Raw genomic sequence first — 15,839 nt, forward strand, 5'->3', positions numbered from 1 at the left:
GTACACTGGAGCCGGAAGTCCCGTTTTCTCCTCTCTTATTTTGTCACTGTTATCTTCGAAATTGTGCAGCCGGGATAGTAATGCTCCAGTATCTCGCGCCAGTTTTTTCCCTCGGAAGCCATTGCGTTTGCGCCGTACTGGCTCATGCCGACACCATGACCGAAGCCTTTTGTGGTAAGAGCTGCTCCGCTGCTGTCTGCGGAGTATTCAAAGCTTGCTGACCGGAGCCCGAGAGCGTCCCTAAGCTCTCCGCCGGTTACTGTCATATCACCAACAGAAGCTGTCAGCACTGTTCCGGAATCCGATACGTTCAGCACCTCTATCCACTTCTTTATGTTGTCGCTTAGGATTATGCCGGGAAAGGCTGATTCAAGGGCTGTTCTCAGCTCCTCGACACTGTATTCTTTCTTTTCACGGAAGTGGGGAGCCGTCAGGTCGTACCGGCTGTCCACCTCCACGAGATAGTTAACGGGAGCTCCCCATACGTTTTCTGCGCTTTCTGTAAAGCCTGGGGACATGGAGTGAAAGGCAGCTATGATAGGCGCTTCATCATAGGTAATTATGTAAGGGAGAACCTCGTCCACTGCGGCCGATATCTTTTCATAGTTTTCTCCGAATTTCTCTCCAAAGCACTCCTGAGCTCGTTCCTTGGTGAAGTAGCCCTGATAGATGGAGGTATCATTTGAGAAGTCTGCGCCCCTGAGCTCTGCTGTGGGGGAGCACCTCTCACTGAGGCGGCGACGCTCTGCATAGGTATGGGCTGCTACTGCCTGTGCTTTGAGAGCTTCCTCGCCGAAGTTTGCGGGCATTTCAGCGCATACAGCCCCTATGACATAGTCGCGAATGGGCACCTCTATGACCTCTCCGCTGACGGTGTCCAACACCATGTATGGCTCGCTGGAAAAAGCAGGCTCTCTGTTGCCAGCATCGCCGCTGAATATGTACTCCTTGAGTTGCACCATGTCTCTAGGAGCTGCCTCCGGTCTTCCCGATATACAGGCGGGAACTGCCGGTATCGTCACAATTGAAACAATGAGCAGCAAAGCTGCTGTGGCGTATTTTTTCATACTAGACCTCCTTGTCTGTCCACTTTCTTATTAGTATAAGAAATAATGTTTGACATTAAACGATAAATGGTGTATAATTGATAGTGAATATGTTTTAGGAGAGTGATTAGGATGCCGTCATTCATTTCGGGCGCCAATATTACAGATTTATGCAGCAGACTTGCTGAAAATACCGTCATAGATCAGAACCTTTATGAAAAATATCATATCAAGAGAGGTCTCCGCAACAGTGACGGTACCGGCGTAATGGCGGGTATTACCAATATATGTAATGTTCATGGCTATGTCATAAACGAGGGTGAAAGGGAACCTATTCCTGGCGAGCTCATATATAGAGGCTATAATGTGAACGATCTTGTTGAGAACGTTGAAAAGGACGACCGCTTCGGCTATGAGGAAACAGCCTTCCTCCTCCTCTTCGGTCATCTTCCAAATGAGAAGGAGCTCAAGACTTTCAGCTCATATATCTCCGTAAAGAGAGATCTCCCAAATGGCTTCGTGGAGGATATGATACTAAAGGCTCCGTCCAAGAATATCATGAACAAGCTAGCGCGTTCGGTGCTGGCGCTTTATTCCTACGATGACGAGTGCGAGAACAAAGGACTTGAAAACGAAATGCGTACGGCGGTGAGCCTTATCGCCAAAATGCCTGTTATCATGGCTAATGCCTATCAGGTAAAGCGCAGGGTATTCGACAACCAGAGCATGATAATGCATCCCATAAATTACGAAGAAAATACGGCGCAGTGCATACTTTCGCTGCTCCGTCCCGACAGGAAGTACACCAAGGACGAGGCTCAGATGCTTGATCGTCTGCTTATGTTGCAGGCAGAGCACGGCGGCGGAAACAACTCTACCTTCACCTGCCGGGTGCTCACCTCTTCTGGCACAGACCCCTACTCCGCCTATTCTTCGGCTATTTGCTCACTTAAGGGACCCCGTCACGGTGGTGCGAACCTACAGGTGATAAATATGCTCGACAACTTTAAGGCAAACATAAAGAACTGGGAGGACGAAGGTGAGGTCGCTGACTATATGCGCAGGACTATACTTAAAGAGACCAACGACCATTCGGGGCTTATCTATGGTATGGGACATGCGGTATATACTATCTCCGATCCTCGTGCCGTTATCCTGAAGAAAAAGGCTTTCGAGCTCGCTAAGGGCAAGGACATAGAAGCAGAATTCCGACTTCTCGAAACTATCGAGAGACTTACTCCTGAAGTGTTTAAGGAGATGAAGGGTAGCTGTAAGGTAATGTGTGCGAACGTGGATATGTATTCCGGCCTTGTTTATCGTATGTTAGGTATCCCCGATGAGCTGTTTACTCCGCTATTTGCTATCGCACGTATGGCAGGCTGGGCTGCACACCGCATGGAGGAGATACTCACGGGAGGAAGGATAATCCGTCCTGCATATAAGGCTATCGCAAAGGAAAAGGAATACATAAAGCTTTCAGAGCGCGAATGATATGAAGAAGATCTCAGCGGTTATAACTGCCCTTGTCACTGGGGCTTCCCTTACGGGCTGCACCTTTGGGGCGAGTATAGATACCCTTATGGCTCCGCCAAAACTCAGTTTGGATCAGGAACAGATATACAACGAGCTGGGCTCTCCCGAGACCTCTATAAGGCTTAAATATCCTAAATCAGGCAAGTACCTTTCGGCCTTCATAATTGAGGATATCGACGGTGACGGCGGCGATGAGGCAATAGTTTTCTACGAGCGCCTGAACCATGCTGCGGACGAGAATTCCCTACGTATAAGCGTCCTCGACAAAAGAGAGGACGGCTGGCACTCGGGAAGCGATATACCGGCTGAGGGCAGCGAGGTCGAGGAGGTAATGATCTCAAAGCTTGGCGCTAACAGCCGCATAAATATAATCATCGGCACGAGCACTCTCAACCGTTCAGAAAAGAACGTGGCCATATATAACTACTTCAATGATACTCTCATAAGGGAGCCTACACTTACTCTCCCTTATTCTTACATAGGAGTCAACGACCTCGATATGGACGGTCAGAATGAGTTTTTGAGGCTTGCGAGCTCCTCAAACGGAGAGCCTGCCTTAGCTGAGGCGTATAACCTCGACAAAAACGGCAAGTACCACAAGATGTCCCTCCAGCTCAGCGAGAGCTACAGCGATTTCGATATAAGCTATGGCAAGCTCCCAAATGGGAAGCTGGGTATGTACATTGACGCTGCGGCGGGCAACGGTATGATACAGTCTGAGGTGGTATATATGCAGGATAGGACGCTGCAAAAGGTGTCCGGCACTCCTGAGGAGAGCACTGCAAGCGAAAGATCAGCGGGCTGTCGGTGTTTTGACGTCGACGGAGACGGTAGAATAGAGATACCATTTCAGGAGACAGCTCCGGGCAACGAAAGGGTTGCCGAGGGCGAACAGCTCAAGCTGACCGAGTGGATGAGGCTCGATAGCGATATGAAGCTCAGAAAGTGTTATACCTCCTACTACAGCCTCAATGACGGATATATATTCATATTCCCAGAGAAATGGCTGGGAAGAGTCACGCTAATGCGCGATATCGTCAATGATGAGATAGCTTTCTGCACCTACAGTAATGGAAGCGTCGGAAGAGAGCTGCTGAAAATATACTGTGCAGATGATGCTCCCTCACGGGACGACAGGATATCCAGCGGATATATGCTCATGCACACAAAGGGCGAATCGGCCTATCTTGCTTATATACCTTCGGGCAGCCACGCGGATGGCGACGGTCTGTCGCTGACTGCCGGTGAGCTTGCACTGGGATTCAGATACAGAGACTGATGCTGCGGCATAAGCAGCGATCTTACATAAAGGAGTGAAACCTTATGAAACGTATACTTATCTGCGAGGATGAGGACACTATTCGCGAATTCGTGGTCATAAACCTCAAACGCGCCGGCTACGAGGTAGTCGATGTAAACTGCGGCGAGGACGCTTTAAAGACCTTTGAAAATGAGCACGGAAACTTCGATATCGTCTTGCTTGATATAATGATGCCTGGTATAGACGGCTTCACGGTCTGCAAGAAGATACGTGAGAAGAGCTCTACTATTGGCATAATCATGCTGACTGCAAGAACGCAGGAAATGGACAAGGTGAGCGGTCTTATGATAGGCGCTGACGATTATATCACTAAGCCTTTTTCTCCCTCTGAGCTAACAGCCCGCGTAGATGCTATCTACAGGCGTGTCTGCATGAGCTTTATCAAGAACGAAAAGCAGTCTGTGATAGAGAGCGGTCCTTTCGTGCTGAATCTCAAAAGCCGCACGGTCACAAAGGACGGCAACCCTATCGAGCTAACGCAGGTGGAGTATCAAATACTCGAGTTCTTCATGAACAACAAAAACACCGCTCTTGACCGCGCCAGCATACTCAATCATATATGGGGTGAGAGCTACTATGGTGACGACAAGATAGTAGACGTTAACATAAGGCGTATCCGTATGAAAATAGAGGAGGAGCCCTCCAACCCAAAGTATATCATAACTATATGGGGCTACGGATACAAGTGGAATGACGGACAATAATGGCTAAGCACAGTATCACCAGACGCTGGATATTCAACAATCTTGGCGTTGTCGTGCTTGCGATACTCGTCATAGATATGGCGATAATCTATGCCGTGCAGAATTACTTCTACAGCTCAGCGAAGCAGTACCTTGTGTCGAAGCTAAACGCTGTCACCAGCGTACTGAGTATACACTCGCAGGACAGCTCCGCAAATTTCTCGGCTGAGATGAGAAAGATGCTGGAGACTTTCAACGAGAAGGACAAGATAGAGCTTATGGCGATAAACTCAAAGGGAAGAGTGGTGCTGACCTCCTCTGGTTTCTCTCCGGAGGCTGACGACCCTATGCCTGATTATGGTGAGGCTCTCCAGAAAAGCGAGGGCGACCATATATACCGCCTCAGTGGTGGAGAAAAGGTGCTTGCGGTATCCGTGCCCATAGACTCCATGAGCAGGGAGTACAACGCCGTGAGAATGGTGACCTCGCTGTCGAAAATAGACGATACCATAAAGAATTATGCGGCAGCGATAACCATAGTCTGCCTTGTTATTATCCTTATCATAGTGATAACCGGTCTGTACTTCGCAGGTTCGATAGTAAGACCTATCAGACAGATAAGCGGCATTGCACGTAAATTTGCAATGGGCGACTTCTCCACACGTATCGAGAACGACAGCGATGACGAGATAGGCGATCTTTGTACAGCCATAAACAATATGGCTGACGAGCTCTCCGCAACTGAGGCTATGAAGAATGAGTTCATATCCTCAGTATCCCACGAGTTGAGAACTCCCCTTACCGCCATAAAGGGATGGGCAGAGACACTCATGATAGACGGTGGTGGAAGTCCAGATACAATGAAGAAAGGCGTAAAAGTAATAGTTAACGAGACTGAGCGACTTTCGCAGATGGTAGAGGAGCTCCTTGACTTCTCACGTATGCAGAATGGTCATTTCACTCTCCAGAATGCGAATATGGATATACTCGCTGAGCTCGGTGACGCTGTGCTGATATACAGCGACAAGGCAAGGCGCGAGGAAAAAGAGATAATCTATAACGAACCCGAGATGCTACCTTTCGTGTATGGCGACAAGAACCGCATACGTCAGGTGTTCATAAATGTCATAGACAACGCGGTTAAGTATTCCTCTGCAGGGGATACCGTTACCATAATGGCTTACGAAAAGGGCGGCAGCGTGGTGGTAATGGTCACCGATACCGGCTGCGGCATAAAGAGCTCAGACCTTTCAAAGGTAAAGACTAAATTTTATAAGGCGAACCATACGCGTCGTGGCTCAGGAATAGGTCTTGCCGTTGCGGATGAGATAATCACCATGCATGGCGGAACTATGGATATAACCAGCGAAGGCGAGGGCAAGGGAACTACCGTTATAATAACCCTCCCTGCGGTAAAGCCGTAAGGCGTATACGATATTTGATTCAATAAGGTGAAAACATGGGAAAAAGCGATAATACACAGGAAAAATTCAAATCAAAGATAGGCGGCCAGGCTCTCATTGAGGGTATAATGATGCTGGGACCTACAAAGGGTGCGATGGCGTGTAGGCTTCCCGATGGTACTGTTGATCTGGAAACATGGGACGAGAATAATGGAAAGAACGCCCCGTGGTACAGGAAGGTGCCGCTGGTGAGAGGTTGTACGGGCTTCGCCATTTCTCTTGTCAAGGGATATAAGTATATGATGAAGTCTGCGGAAAAGCAGATGCCCGAAGACGAGGAGGACGAAAAGAAAAAAACTAAGTCTGATATTGGTCCTGAACCTGCAATAGCTGGTGGAGCTGCTGTCAGTGTCAACAGTACAGTTTCTTCTGAGGAGAAGACTGAAAAGAAAAAAGAGGGCTCCGGATATGATTTCGTCATGTATCTCGGCATACTCTTCGGAGTAGTCCTTGCTCTGGGACTTTTCGTCATGCTTCCGAAGTGGATAGTGGGACTTATTCCATCTGTAAAGGAAAATCGATTCCTGCGCTCTCTGCTTGAAGGCGTGGTGAAGATAGTCCTTTTCGTTGCGTATATGTACCTTACGAGTCTTATGAAAGATATACGCAGACAGTTTATGTATCATGGCGCAGAGCACAAGACAATCGCCTGCCATGAGGCGGAGCTTCCGCTTACAGTTGAAAATATCCGCAAGCAAAGCCGCTTCCATAAGCGCTGCGGCACGAGCTTCATATTCATAGTACTTATAGTCAGCATATTCGTGATGTGTTTTGTGCCATTCACGGTAACATGGCAGCGTATAGTGGCTTCACTGGTACTGCTGCCACTTGTTGTGGGTATCTCCTACGAGTTCATACGTCTTGCAGGAAATAACGACAACCTTTTCACGCGGATACTTTCTGCTCCTGGACTTGCAATGCAGCGCATAACCACACGTGAACCTGATGATAGTATGATAGAGATAGCGATAGCCGCTATGACACCCTGTATCCCTCAGGATAAGGAGGAGGACAGGTGGTAAGAAAGGGCGAGCTTTATGCCCAGTGCCGTGAGCTCATAGCTCAGCGTGACGAGGATTCCGCAGACTTTGAGATTAAATGTATCTTTCAGGACATTCTGGGTGAGAAGTTTCCCATGTTCGCTCCGAAGGAGCTCGTTCCCGATGATAAGGCTGCGGAGATACTTTCTGTCTCAAAGCGCCGTTCAGAGGGTTATCCCTTGCAGTATCTCCTCGGACAGTGGGAGTTCTGGGGCTGTAATTTTAAGGTGGGCGAGGGCGTGCTCATACCCCGTCCAGATACAGAGACACTTGTGGAGCAGGTACTCGATATATGCCGCAAGGAAAAGCTTACAGATCCTAAGATAGCAGATCTTTGCAGCGGTAGCGGATGTATAGCTGTGGCGCTGAAAAAGGAGCTCCCTAAAGCGGAGGTATACGCTGTGGAACTGTCAGAAAAGGCGCTGTACTATCTGAGACAGAACACAGAGCTGAACGGTTGCGGCGATATAAAAATAATAAGCGGCGATGTACTGAAAAGCGAGACAGCCCGTCAGATAACGGGACTTGATGTACTTGTGAGCAATCCCCCTTATCTTACTTTCCAGGATATGAGCGAGCTCATGATAGAGGTGAGGTATGAGCCCGAGTCTGCTCTTTTCGGCGGCGAGGATGGTCTCGACTTCTATAGAGCCGTTACGGAGCTTTGGAAAGCTTCGATAAAGGACGGCGGATTTATCGCTTATGAGTTCGGTTTCGGGCAGCATGATGCCGTAAAGGATATACTTGAAAAAAACGGATTTACAAACGTTGAGCTTCGTCGTGACGGTGCAGATATAATAAGAACAGCAGCTGCTGTAAATAATTAAGCTCTGAGCCGTTAGGAAGCAGCTTTGCCGCTTAATATAGAAATGATAAGGGTCGGTAAGGTAGAACATGAAAAATGAAAGGATAATCTATGAAGATTGCCGTATTCTCTGATGTTCACGGAAACCTTGAAGCATTGAAAGCGGTTATCGGACAGATTAGTGAAATGGACGCGGACCTGACGGTGTTTTTGGCGAGGGAATGAAGAATTTGAATGCCTCGAACTGCTGAAGGAAAGCGAGATAGTCTGTTTGAAAGGCAACTGCGAGCTCTATGCGGAACACGGAGTTGATGTTGATCCCAATGTGGAATATCTGAGGGATTATTACGACGGGATAAGAAGGAGGCTCACAGAGGAGCAGGTGAAGTTCATAGGGCAGATGCCACTGTTCTATGAGATTGAATGTCACAGACACAAATTGCATTTTTCACACTCTCTGTTTTTTGATGTTGAAAAGCCTTATCCGTTTTTACCACTGTCAAGCTTAAAGGACGGCACGTTCGACATTGTCTGCGAAAGTGGATATGTAAAGCAGTATGATCTTGCTGTGATCGGTCATTGTCATCGGAATTTAGTGAAAGGAAATGTGGTCTCTGTTTCGGCTTCAGAGTTGGAGGGAGTTTCGTATCTTCTAATTGAAGCAAATGAGAACACTGTCGACTTTGAGCATATCAGCATTTCTTGAACAGACGGCAGATATAAATGGATTTTCAGAAAATATAAAGCTTAATAAATTATAATACAGTACGGAGGAAATACCAATGGCAAAAAAGGAACTTGCTAAAAAGCCTACAGTTGTCAGAGTTACAGCGGTAGAGGACAAGAAAGCCGCACTTGACGGCGCTCTCAAGCAGATAGAAAAGAAGTATGGTGCAGGAGCGGTAATGCGCCTCGGACAGACAAAGACACTGAATGTTGACGCTATACCTACTGGCTCCATGACTCTCGATATGGCGCTGGGTATAGGCGGCGTTCCGAGAGGACGTATCGTTGAGATATACGGCCCTGAGAGCTCCGGTAAGACCACAGTGGCGCTGTCTATCGTGGCACAGGCTCAGAAGGCTGGCGGAGAAGCCGCATTCATCGATGTTGAGCATGCTCTCGACCCTGTCTACGCAAAGGCTTTGGGAGTAAATATCGACAATCTCCTCGTTTCACAGCCTGACAGCGGCGAACAGGCACTCGAAATAGCGGAGGCTCTTATTCGTTCGGGAGCTATCGACGTTATAGTACTTGACTCTATCGCTGCTATGACCACAAGAGCTGAAATAGACGGCGAAATGGGCGATCTTCACGTTGGACAGCTTGCGAGACTTATGTCCCAGGCTATGAGAAAGCTCACAGCGGCTATATCAAAGTCCAACTGTGTTGCTATATTCATCAATCAGATACGCGAAAAGATAGGCGTTATGTATGGAAATCCCGAGACTACTCCCGGCGGACGTGCCCTTAAGTTCTATTCGTCGGTACGTATAGAGGTAAGAAAGGGCGAGGTGCTGAAATCTGGAACTGATGTTATTGGAGCATGTACGCGCTGCAAGATAGTAAAAAACAAGGTAGCGCCTCCCTTCAAGGAGTGCGAGTTTGACCTTATGTACGGAAGCGGTATCTCCCGTACAGGAGAGGTACTCGACCTTGCCGTTGATCTTGACATCATCAAGAAAGGCGGCTCGTGGTTCAGCTACAAGGATCAGAAGCTGGGACAGGGACGCGATAATGTAAAAGAGCTGCTCCAGAACGATGAAAAGCTCATGAAGGAGATAGAAGAGCAGATACTTGCAAGAAAGGACGAGCTGGACGCTTCTGTTGTAACAAAGAGCAAGCCCGCAGCGGCTCCGGCTGTTGATAATTCGACGGAGGAGGGAAGCGCAGGAGCCTCCGAGGAAGACGTTCTTGCAAGTTTTGACGAGAACTTTGAGGAGTTTACGCCGGCTGAGGAATAATGAAGATAATATCCGTCGCGCATTATAAGGGCGCGACCTATGAGGCGGAACTGGACGACGGTCGAAAGCTCTATCTCCATGCCGATATAATCACTGATTTCGGCATAAGCGTAGGTATGGAGACAGACAGGGAGACCCTGAAAAAAATTGTATATGCGTCTAATTTCCGCAGAGCCTACCAGAGGGCTCTTTATCTGCTGGATTACAGAGACTATACTTATTCGGAAATGTATGGAAAGCTCATTGAGAACTATAAAAGCGAGCCGCTTTGCACTGCGGTGATGAAAAGGCTCACTGAGCACGGCTTTATTGACGATGTACGCTATGCTGAGCGTATGGCGCGGAAGCTCGTTGAAGTAAAGCGGTTCGGATTCCGCCGCTGTAAGCGTGAGCTAATGCAGAAGGGTATCAGCGGATTTACTGCAGAGGACGCCCTTGCTCCCTACAGCGATGTCTTCGGGGAGAACCTTATGGAGCTGCTAAAAACCAAGCATTCTCGGTACCTGACAGAACGTGAGGACATAAAAACAATAGAAAAGGTCAAAAGCGCACTTGTGCGGTACGGATACGATTTTACAGAGATAAACCGCGCCGTAAAGGAGTATTTCGAGAGCGCTGAGGACCTTGAGGAGGAAAACTGATATGGCGATCAAGGTGGGCATGGTGTCCCTTGGCTGCTCGAAAAATCTTGTTGACTCTGAGCGTATGCTCTACAAGCTTAGGAGCCACGGCTACAAGCTTGTAACAGAGCCGGGGCTTGCCGATGTGGCAGTTGTTAATACTTGCGGCTTCATAAAGGCTGCAAAGGAAGAAGCTATCGAAACTATCCTCGAGTTGGGTAAGCTCAAGGAGGAGGGCAGCCTCAAAAAGATTATCATAACAGGCTGTCTTGTGGAAAGGTACAAGGAGGAGGCTGCGGCTCAGTTTCCAGAGGCAGACGCTGTAATAGGAATAGGCGATACAAAGGATATAGTCGATATCCTCGACCATGTCCTTGCTGACGAACGAGTTGTGCGCTTTGCTCCTAAGCTTGACGCGGAGCTTTGCGGAGAGAGGATAATATCCACTCTGCCTTTCTTTACATACCTTAAAGTTGCGGAGGGCTGCTCAAACTGCTGCACCTACTGCGCTATTCCTATGATAAGGGGGAAATTCCGCAGCGTTCCCATGGAAAAGCTCATAGAGGAAGCAAGATTCCTTGCTGATAATGGCGTTACGGAACTTGTTGTTATCGCTCAGGATACGGCTCTGTACGGAAAGGATCTTTACGGCGAGCCGAAACTACCGGAGCTTCTCACAGAGCTGTGTAGGATAGACGGTCTTCGCTGGATACGTACTCTTTACTGCTATCCGGAGCGCATAACAGATGAGCTTCTTGATGTTATCGCCCGTGAAGAAAAGCTGGTAAAGTACCTTGAGATACCAATACAGCATTGCAACGGGGATATACTTTCAAGCATGAACCGCTGGGGCGATGCAGAAAAACTGGAGGCTCTTTTTGAGCATATACGCGAAAAGATTCCTGGAGTTGTACTCAGGACTACGCTTATTACTGGATTTCCCGGTGAGACCGAGGAGCAGTTCGAGGAACTGGCTGAATTCGTGAAGAGAGTACGTTTCGACAGGCTTGGATGCTTTGCTTATTCCCGTGAGGAGGGCACCAAGGCTTACGATATGCCTGATCAGGTAGACGAGGAAACTGCCTCACACCGTGCGGATATCATAATGGAGCAGCAGATGCTAATCAGCTGCGAGAATAATGAAAAGCTCATGGATTCAGAGCTTGAAGCTGTTGTTGAGGGCTTTGACAAGTTCGGCGAGTGCTGGTTCGGCAGAACTAAACACGACGCTCCCGATATCGACGGAAAGGTGTTCTTTACTTCTGGAAAAACACTTGAGATCGGCGATCATGTCAGAATAAGGATCACCGATACACTTGATTACGATCTTATTGGAGAGGTGATAGACTGATGAATCTGCCAAATAAGCTGACTCTTCTGAGAGTCATTCTTATACCGTTTTTCCTTTTGTTCATGTACATAAATGTGCCGTTTCACTATGCAATCGCCCTCATAATCTTTGCGGCTGCTTCCATAACGGATGCGCTCGATGGTAAGATAGCAAGATCGAGAAATCTCGTTACCAATTTCGGTAAGTTCCTCGACCCTCTTGCGGATAAGGTGCTCGTAATAGCTGCGCTGGCAGTATTCGTAGAGCTGCCCGAGATAAGAGTGGGCGCTGTTCCGTTTATTATCATAACCGCAAGAGAATTTATGGTATCGGGACTGAGGCTCCTTGCAGCAAATAGCGGTATAGTTGTTGCAGCTGGTATATGGGGAAAGTTGAAAACTGCCTTTACCATGGTGGCTATAATAGCTATTCTTTTATGGCTCAGCCTCTGCTTCGACTTCGGCATAGACTTCTCGGAGGCATTCAGGAACGTGGTGGATAATGTACTTATACCCATACTTATCTGGATATCGACAGTTCTGACCGTGATTTCAGGTGCGGTATATCTTAAAGGCTACTGGAACCTTATCGACTCCGATAAGTAAAGCAAAAGTCCCTTTGAAAGGAGAATATGATGAAACACTGTGCAGGTCAGGTTAAATACCTTGCAGCAATAAAGGAATTATCAGAAAAGGAGGATACGGTGCGTTGTGTTAGTATAGCGCGTCATCTCGGAGTTTCAAGACCTAGTGTAAGCAAAATGCTCCGGTGTCTTGCAAACTGCGGACTGGTATATGAGGACTTCTGCAACAGCGTTGTCCTTACTCCCGAGGGAGAGGAGACTGTGAAAAGGCTGTTCTCGTCTTTTGACGAAGTATATTCGTTCTTTCACAGGTTTTTGAAGCTTCCACGAGAGGAGGCTCACGAACAGGCTATCAGATTCATAACGGAATTCCCACAAGATACCTGTGAACGTGTGAAAGCACTCATAAAGCGTACTCTTAAGAAAAAAGAAGCATAAATAAAGCAGCACACATAAGTATACTACTTATATAGAAGTCAAGCCCCTGGTCACATGATGACCAGGGGCTTGTTCATTTATTTTCGTGAAAGGTATATTGTTGTGGCGGCGTTTCACCGCCCGGAACAAACACTTTTATAGTGTTTGTCACATAAGCTCGCATATAAGGTTAGAGAACTCAACGGGATTCTCAATGCTTATGCCCTCGATAAGAAGAGCCTGATCGTAGAGGAGTTGTGCGTACTTGCCCAACTTTTCCTTGTTGCCACCATCACTGAGAGCTTTCAGCTTACCAAATATCTCGTGGTCGGGATTAATCTCAAGGACCCTCTGCGCGTGAACTTTCTGGTCGGTAGGCATTGAATTGAGCACCTTCTCCATTTCAAGGGATATTTCTCCTTCACTGGTAAGGCATACGGGGTGGGATTTAAGCCTCTGTGATATAGCAACCTTCGTTACCTTGCCGTTCAGAGCTTCCTGCAGCTCCTTGAGAAGGTCTGCACTTTCCTCTTCCTTAGCCTTGATTTCTTCCTTCTTTTCGGGAGAATCAAGTCCGAGATCGTCAGCGGATACTGACTTGAATTCCTTCTCCTTGTACTTCATCAGCGACTTTATAGCGAACTCGTCGATATTATCCGTCAGGTAAAGTATCTCGAAGCCGTTGTCCTTGACCAGCTCTGTCTGAGGAAGTTGCTCGATACGTGCTGTGCTCTCGCCTGTTGCGTAGTAGATGTACTTCTGATCCTCGCGCATACCAGTAACATACTCATCAAGAGTTACCAGCTTCTGCTCGTTTGATGATGTGAACAGGAGAAGATCCTGGAGCTTTTCCTTGTTCATGCCGAAGTCACTATATATACCGTATTTCAGCTGCAAGCCGAATGCTTTCCAGAACTCCTCGTATTTCTCACGTTCGTTTTTGAGCATCTTTTTCAGCTCGCTGCTGACAGTCTTTTCGATGCTCTTTGCTATAGCTTTCAACTGCCTGTCGTGCTGCAGCATTTCACGGGATATATTCAGCGAAAGATCCTCACTGTCAACAAGTCCCTTTACGAAGCTGAAATAGTCGGGGAGAAGGTCTGCGCACTTGTCCATGATGAGGACGCCATTTGAGTAGAGCTGCAAGCCCTTTTCGTACTCCTTTGAGTAGTAGTCAAAGGGAGCCTTTGACGGTATATAAAGCAGTGCGTTGTATGCAGGCATTTCGTTGCTTATGTGGGAATATTTGAGAGGAGCATTATAATCAAAGAACTTCTCGGTATAGAAGTGCTTGTAGTCCTCCTCCTTTAGCTCGTTCTTGTTCTTTTTCCAGAGTGGGGTCATGCTGTTGAGAGTTTCTACCTCAATGTAGTCCTCGTACTCTACAGGGAAGTTCTTCTCCTTTTCCTCCTCGGTCTGCTCCTTTGGACGGCTGTGGGATACTTCCATTTTTATAGGGAAGCGGATATAGTCGGAGTACTTGGTGATAAGAGACTTTATCCTATACTGGTCGAGAAATTCACCGTAGTTCTCGTCCTCTGTATCGTCAAGCATTTCGAGGATTATCTCGGTGCCGGCGTTTTTCTTTTCGTCCTCGGTGATTGTATATCCGTCAACGCCCTCGGACTCCCAACGGTAAGCCTTATCGCTTCCATAAGCTTTGGATATAACGGTTACCTTCTTTGCAACCATGAATGCCGAGTAGAATCCAACACCAAACTGTCCGATTATCTGATTGTCCTCCTCAAGCTTATTTTCGTTCTTGAACTTGAATGAGCCGCTGTTTGCGATAGTACCGAGGTTGTTTTCAAGCTCCTCCTCGGTCATACCGATACCGTTATCGGTTATTTTTAGAGTGCGGCTGTCCTTATCTGCGGATATCCATATTGCGAAATCGTCTTTATTCAGTCCCACCTTGTCGTCGGTGAGGGATTTGAAATACAGCTTATCAATAGCGTCGCTTGCATTGGAGATAAGCTCGCGGAGAAATATCTCCTTATGAGTATAGATCGAGTGGATCATCATATCGAGCAGTCTTTTGGATTCTGCTTTAAACTGTTTGGTTTCCATAAAAAACATCTCCGTAGTAAATTGATTAGCACTCTATCTCATAGAGTGCTAAAACAAGTATATAACTTTTACATGGTGAAGTCAAGGGAAAGAGAAAATGTTTACAATTTGTTCATATTTTAGAAGAAACAAATCGTCTTGACAAATCCCTGTACAATGGTATATAATATTTTTTAGAGTTTAGACTTAGAGCTGTCTATGCACTAAGCACTAATAACTAAAAACTTATAAAAGGCGTAGCAGTCAGAGTAGCTTTTCTGCGGATTTTCAGAGAGTGTGCGGCAGGTGCGAGCACACAGTCGGGAGAAGTGAAGTGCGGCTGTCAGCTCCGGCAGGGAAGCTGTATGTGTGTATCTGCCGGCGTTTCGTCCGCGTTAGGGATAAGATGAGTAAAAACGGAGTGGAAACGTGCTTTTGCGCCTCCGAGTTATGCCCGTGCCGGCGGTATGAGCATTTCTCGGAGCTTTTTGTTTTAAGGAGGCGGAAATGGAAATAATAAGATATCCTTCGGACGAGGCGGTAAATGAAGCTGTCAGGAATGAAAGCAGGTTCCTTGCGGCTGTAAGTCTTGACGGAAGCAGGGCTTATGTAGGTGCGGCAGACGACGCGGGAGATCATATTGCTCTCCTTGAAAGCTTCGGTGAGGAAAGTCCATCGTGCTTTTTTAGGCTGGGCTTTGACAGTATTACGGCTGAATGGATATTCTCATGTCCGCGGAACTATAAGGGAATAGCTGAGGAAAAGGAACGCATGGGAGCTTACTACCGCGACGGACTCCGTATTATCCCAGAGTTCCTTGTAATGTTCGGATTTTTCTCAAAGCTTAAAATAAAGAATCCGCCCCCTGAGATATGGGAAATATAATCGTTTTCTGTAAAGTCGGATACTATCCGCACGTTAAATACGCAAAAAACTGCGGACGCAAAATATGCGCCCCTACATATATAAATGATTCTGGAGGAAA

16 protein-coding genes are annotated in these 15,839 nt (G+C 47.3%); 14 read left to right on the forward strand and 2 right to left on the reverse strand.

Features of this window, described 5'->3' with window-relative positions:
- Positions 1 to 35: 35 nt before the first annotated feature.
- Entirely contained in the window at positions 36 to 1,067 is a 1,032-nt protein-coding gene (spoIID, locus tag J6U00_RS04710; RefSeq protein ID WP_296579569.1) for a stage II sporulation protein D, read from the reverse strand.
- A gap of 111 nt (positions 1,068 to 1,178) precedes the next feature.
- Between spoIID and J6U00_RS04715 the strand changes: the two genes are divergently transcribed.
- The 13 genes from J6U00_RS04715 (at position 1,179) to J6U00_RS04770 (ending at position 12,826) form a co-directional block, all read left to right on the forward strand.
- Positions 1,179 to 2,537 (forward strand): citrate synthase, encoded by a 1,359-nt coding sequence (locus J6U00_RS04715; protein WP_296579572.1) that lies wholly within the window; start codon positions 1,179 to 1,181, stop codon positions 2,535 to 2,537.
- 1 nt (position 2,538) lies between these two features.
- Positions 2,539 to 3,858, forward strand: a complete 1,320-nt coding sequence (locus J6U00_RS04720; protein ID WP_296579575.1) for a hypothetical protein — start codon at positions 2,539 to 2,541, stop codon at positions 3,856 to 3,858.
- Positions 3,859 to 3,902: 44 nt separating this feature from the next.
- Positions 3,903 to 4,604 (forward strand): response regulator transcription factor, encoded by a 702-nt coding sequence (locus J6U00_RS04725; RefSeq protein WP_296579576.1) that lies wholly within the window; start codon positions 3,903 to 3,905, stop codon positions 4,602 to 4,604.
- Entirely contained in the window at positions 4,604 to 6,007 is a 1,404-nt protein-coding gene (locus J6U00_RS04730; protein ID WP_296579579.1) for a HAMP domain-containing sensor histidine kinase, read from the forward strand. Before J6U00_RS04725 ends, J6U00_RS04730 begins: the two co-directional genes overlap by 1 nt.
- A 35-nt stretch (positions 6,008 to 6,042) precedes the next feature.
- Positions 6,043 to 7,068, forward strand: a complete 1,026-nt coding sequence (locus J6U00_RS04735) for a DUF1385 domain-containing protein (protein ID WP_296579582.1) — start codon at positions 6,043 to 6,045, stop codon at positions 7,066 to 7,068.
- On the forward strand, positions 7,062 to 7,913 hold the full coding sequence (prmC, locus tag J6U00_RS04740) for a peptide chain release factor N(5)-glutamine methyltransferase (protein ID WP_296579585.1): 852 nt from the start codon (positions 7,062 to 7,064) through the stop codon (positions 7,911 to 7,913). Before J6U00_RS04735 ends, prmC begins: the two co-directional genes overlap by 7 nt.
- Before the next feature lie 89 nt (positions 7,914 to 8,002).
- Positions 8,003 to 8,116, forward strand: a complete 114-nt coding sequence (locus tag J6U00_RS15160) for a metallophosphoesterase (RefSeq protein ID WP_365718112.1) — start codon at positions 8,003 to 8,005, stop codon at positions 8,114 to 8,116.
- A gap of 46 nt (positions 8,117 to 8,162) precedes the next feature.
- Complete coding sequence (locus J6U00_RS04745) at positions 8,163 to 8,597, forward strand: hypothetical protein (protein WP_296579595.1); 435 nt, start codon at positions 8,163 to 8,165, stop codon at positions 8,595 to 8,597.
- A 76-nt stretch (positions 8,598 to 8,673) separates the two neighbouring features.
- Positions 8,674 to 9,855, forward strand: coding sequence for a recombinase RecA (gene recA / locus J6U00_RS04750; protein WP_296579596.1), 1,182 nt, complete (start codon positions 8,674 to 8,676; stop codon positions 9,853 to 9,855).
- Complete coding sequence (locus J6U00_RS04755; RefSeq protein WP_296579597.1) at positions 9,855 to 10,496, forward strand: RecX family transcriptional regulator; 642 nt, start codon at positions 9,855 to 9,857, stop codon at positions 10,494 to 10,496. Before recA ends, J6U00_RS04755 begins: the two co-directional genes overlap by 1 nt.
- Position 10,497: 1 nt before the next feature.
- Positions 10,498 to 11,826 (forward strand): 30S ribosomal protein S12 methylthiotransferase RimO, encoded by a 1,329-nt coding sequence (gene rimO, locus J6U00_RS04760; protein WP_296579598.1) that lies wholly within the window; start codon positions 10,498 to 10,500, stop codon positions 11,824 to 11,826.
- Complete coding sequence (gene pgsA / locus J6U00_RS04765) at positions 11,826 to 12,410, forward strand: CDP-diacylglycerol--glycerol-3-phosphate 3-phosphatidyltransferase (RefSeq protein WP_296579599.1); 585 nt, start codon at positions 11,826 to 11,828, stop codon at positions 12,408 to 12,410. The genes rimO and pgsA overlap by 1 nt, the downstream gene beginning before the upstream one ends.
- A 29-nt stretch (positions 12,411 to 12,439) precedes the next feature.
- Positions 12,440 to 12,826 (forward strand): metal-dependent transcriptional regulator, encoded by a 387-nt coding sequence (locus J6U00_RS04770; protein ID WP_296579601.1) that lies wholly within the window; start codon positions 12,440 to 12,442, stop codon positions 12,824 to 12,826.
- A 147-nt stretch (positions 12,827 to 12,973) separates the two neighbouring features.
- On the opposite strand, the gene htpG is transcribed toward J6U00_RS04770, so the two are convergent.
- A complete protein-coding gene (htpG, locus tag J6U00_RS04775; protein WP_296579603.1) occupies positions 12,974 to 14,875 on the reverse strand; it encodes a molecular chaperone HtpG in 1,902 nt (633 codons plus the stop codon).
- A gap of 486 nt (positions 14,876 to 15,361) precedes the next feature.
- Here htpG and J6U00_RS04780 point away from each other — a divergent pair, with 486 nt between their 5' ends.
- Positions 15,362 to 15,739, forward strand: coding sequence for a hypothetical protein (locus J6U00_RS04780; RefSeq protein WP_296579604.1), 378 nt, complete (start codon positions 15,362 to 15,364; stop codon positions 15,737 to 15,739).
- Positions 15,740 to 15,839 lie beyond the last annotated feature (100 nt).

It is taken from the genome of Ruminococcus sp. (genome assembly GCF_017650195.1).
Classification (GTDB): Bacteria; Bacillota; Clostridia; order Oscillospirales; family Ruminococcaceae; genus Ruminococcus.

Bases quoted from the DNA above. Each gene is read 5' to 3' on its own strand.
- spoIID (WP_296579569.1), bottom strand. From the start codon at position 1,067: ATGAAAAAATACGCCACAGCAGCTTTGCTGCTCATTGTTTCAATTGTG.
- J6U00_RS04715 (WP_296579572.1), top strand. From the start codon at position 1,179: ATGCCGTCATTCATTTCGGGCGCCAATATTACAGATTTATGCAGCAGA.
- J6U00_RS04720 (WP_296579575.1), top strand. From the start codon at position 2,539: ATGAAGAAGATCTCAGCGGTTATAACTGCCCTTGTCACTGGGGCTTCC.
- J6U00_RS04725 (WP_296579576.1), top strand. From the start codon at position 3,903: ATGAAACGTATACTTATCTGCGAGGATGAGGACACTATTCGCGAATTC.
- J6U00_RS04730 (WP_296579579.1), top strand. From the start codon at position 4,604: ATGGCTAAGCACAGTATCACCAGACGCTGGATATTCAACAATCTTGGC.
- J6U00_RS04735 (WP_296579582.1), top strand. From the start codon at position 6,043: ATGGGAAAAAGCGATAATACACAGGAAAAATTCAAATCAAAGATAGGC.
- J6U00_RS15160 (WP_365718112.1), top strand. From the start codon at position 8,003: ATGAAGATTGCCGTATTCTCTGATGTTCACGGAAACCTTGAAGCATTG.
- recA (WP_296579596.1), top strand. From the start codon at position 8,674: ATGGCAAAAAAGGAACTTGCTAAAAAGCCTACAGTTGTCAGAGTTACA.
- J6U00_RS04755 (WP_296579597.1), top strand. From the start codon at position 9,855: ATGAAGATAATATCCGTCGCGCATTATAAGGGCGCGACCTATGAGGCG.
- rimO (WP_296579598.1), top strand. From the start codon at position 10,498: ATGGCGATCAAGGTGGGCATGGTGTCCCTTGGCTGCTCGAAAAATCTT.
- pgsA (WP_296579599.1), top strand. From the start codon at position 11,826: ATGAATCTGCCAAATAAGCTGACTCTTCTGAGAGTCATTCTTATACCG.
- J6U00_RS04770 (WP_296579601.1), top strand. From the start codon at position 12,440: ATGAAACACTGTGCAGGTCAGGTTAAATACCTTGCAGCAATAAAGGAA.
- htpG (WP_296579603.1), bottom strand. From the start codon at position 14,875: ATGGAAACCAAACAGTTTAAAGCAGAATCCAAAAGACTGCTCGATATG.
- J6U00_RS04780 (WP_296579604.1), top strand. From the start codon at position 15,362: ATGGAAATAATAAGATATCCTTCGGACGAGGCGGTAAATGAAGCTGTC.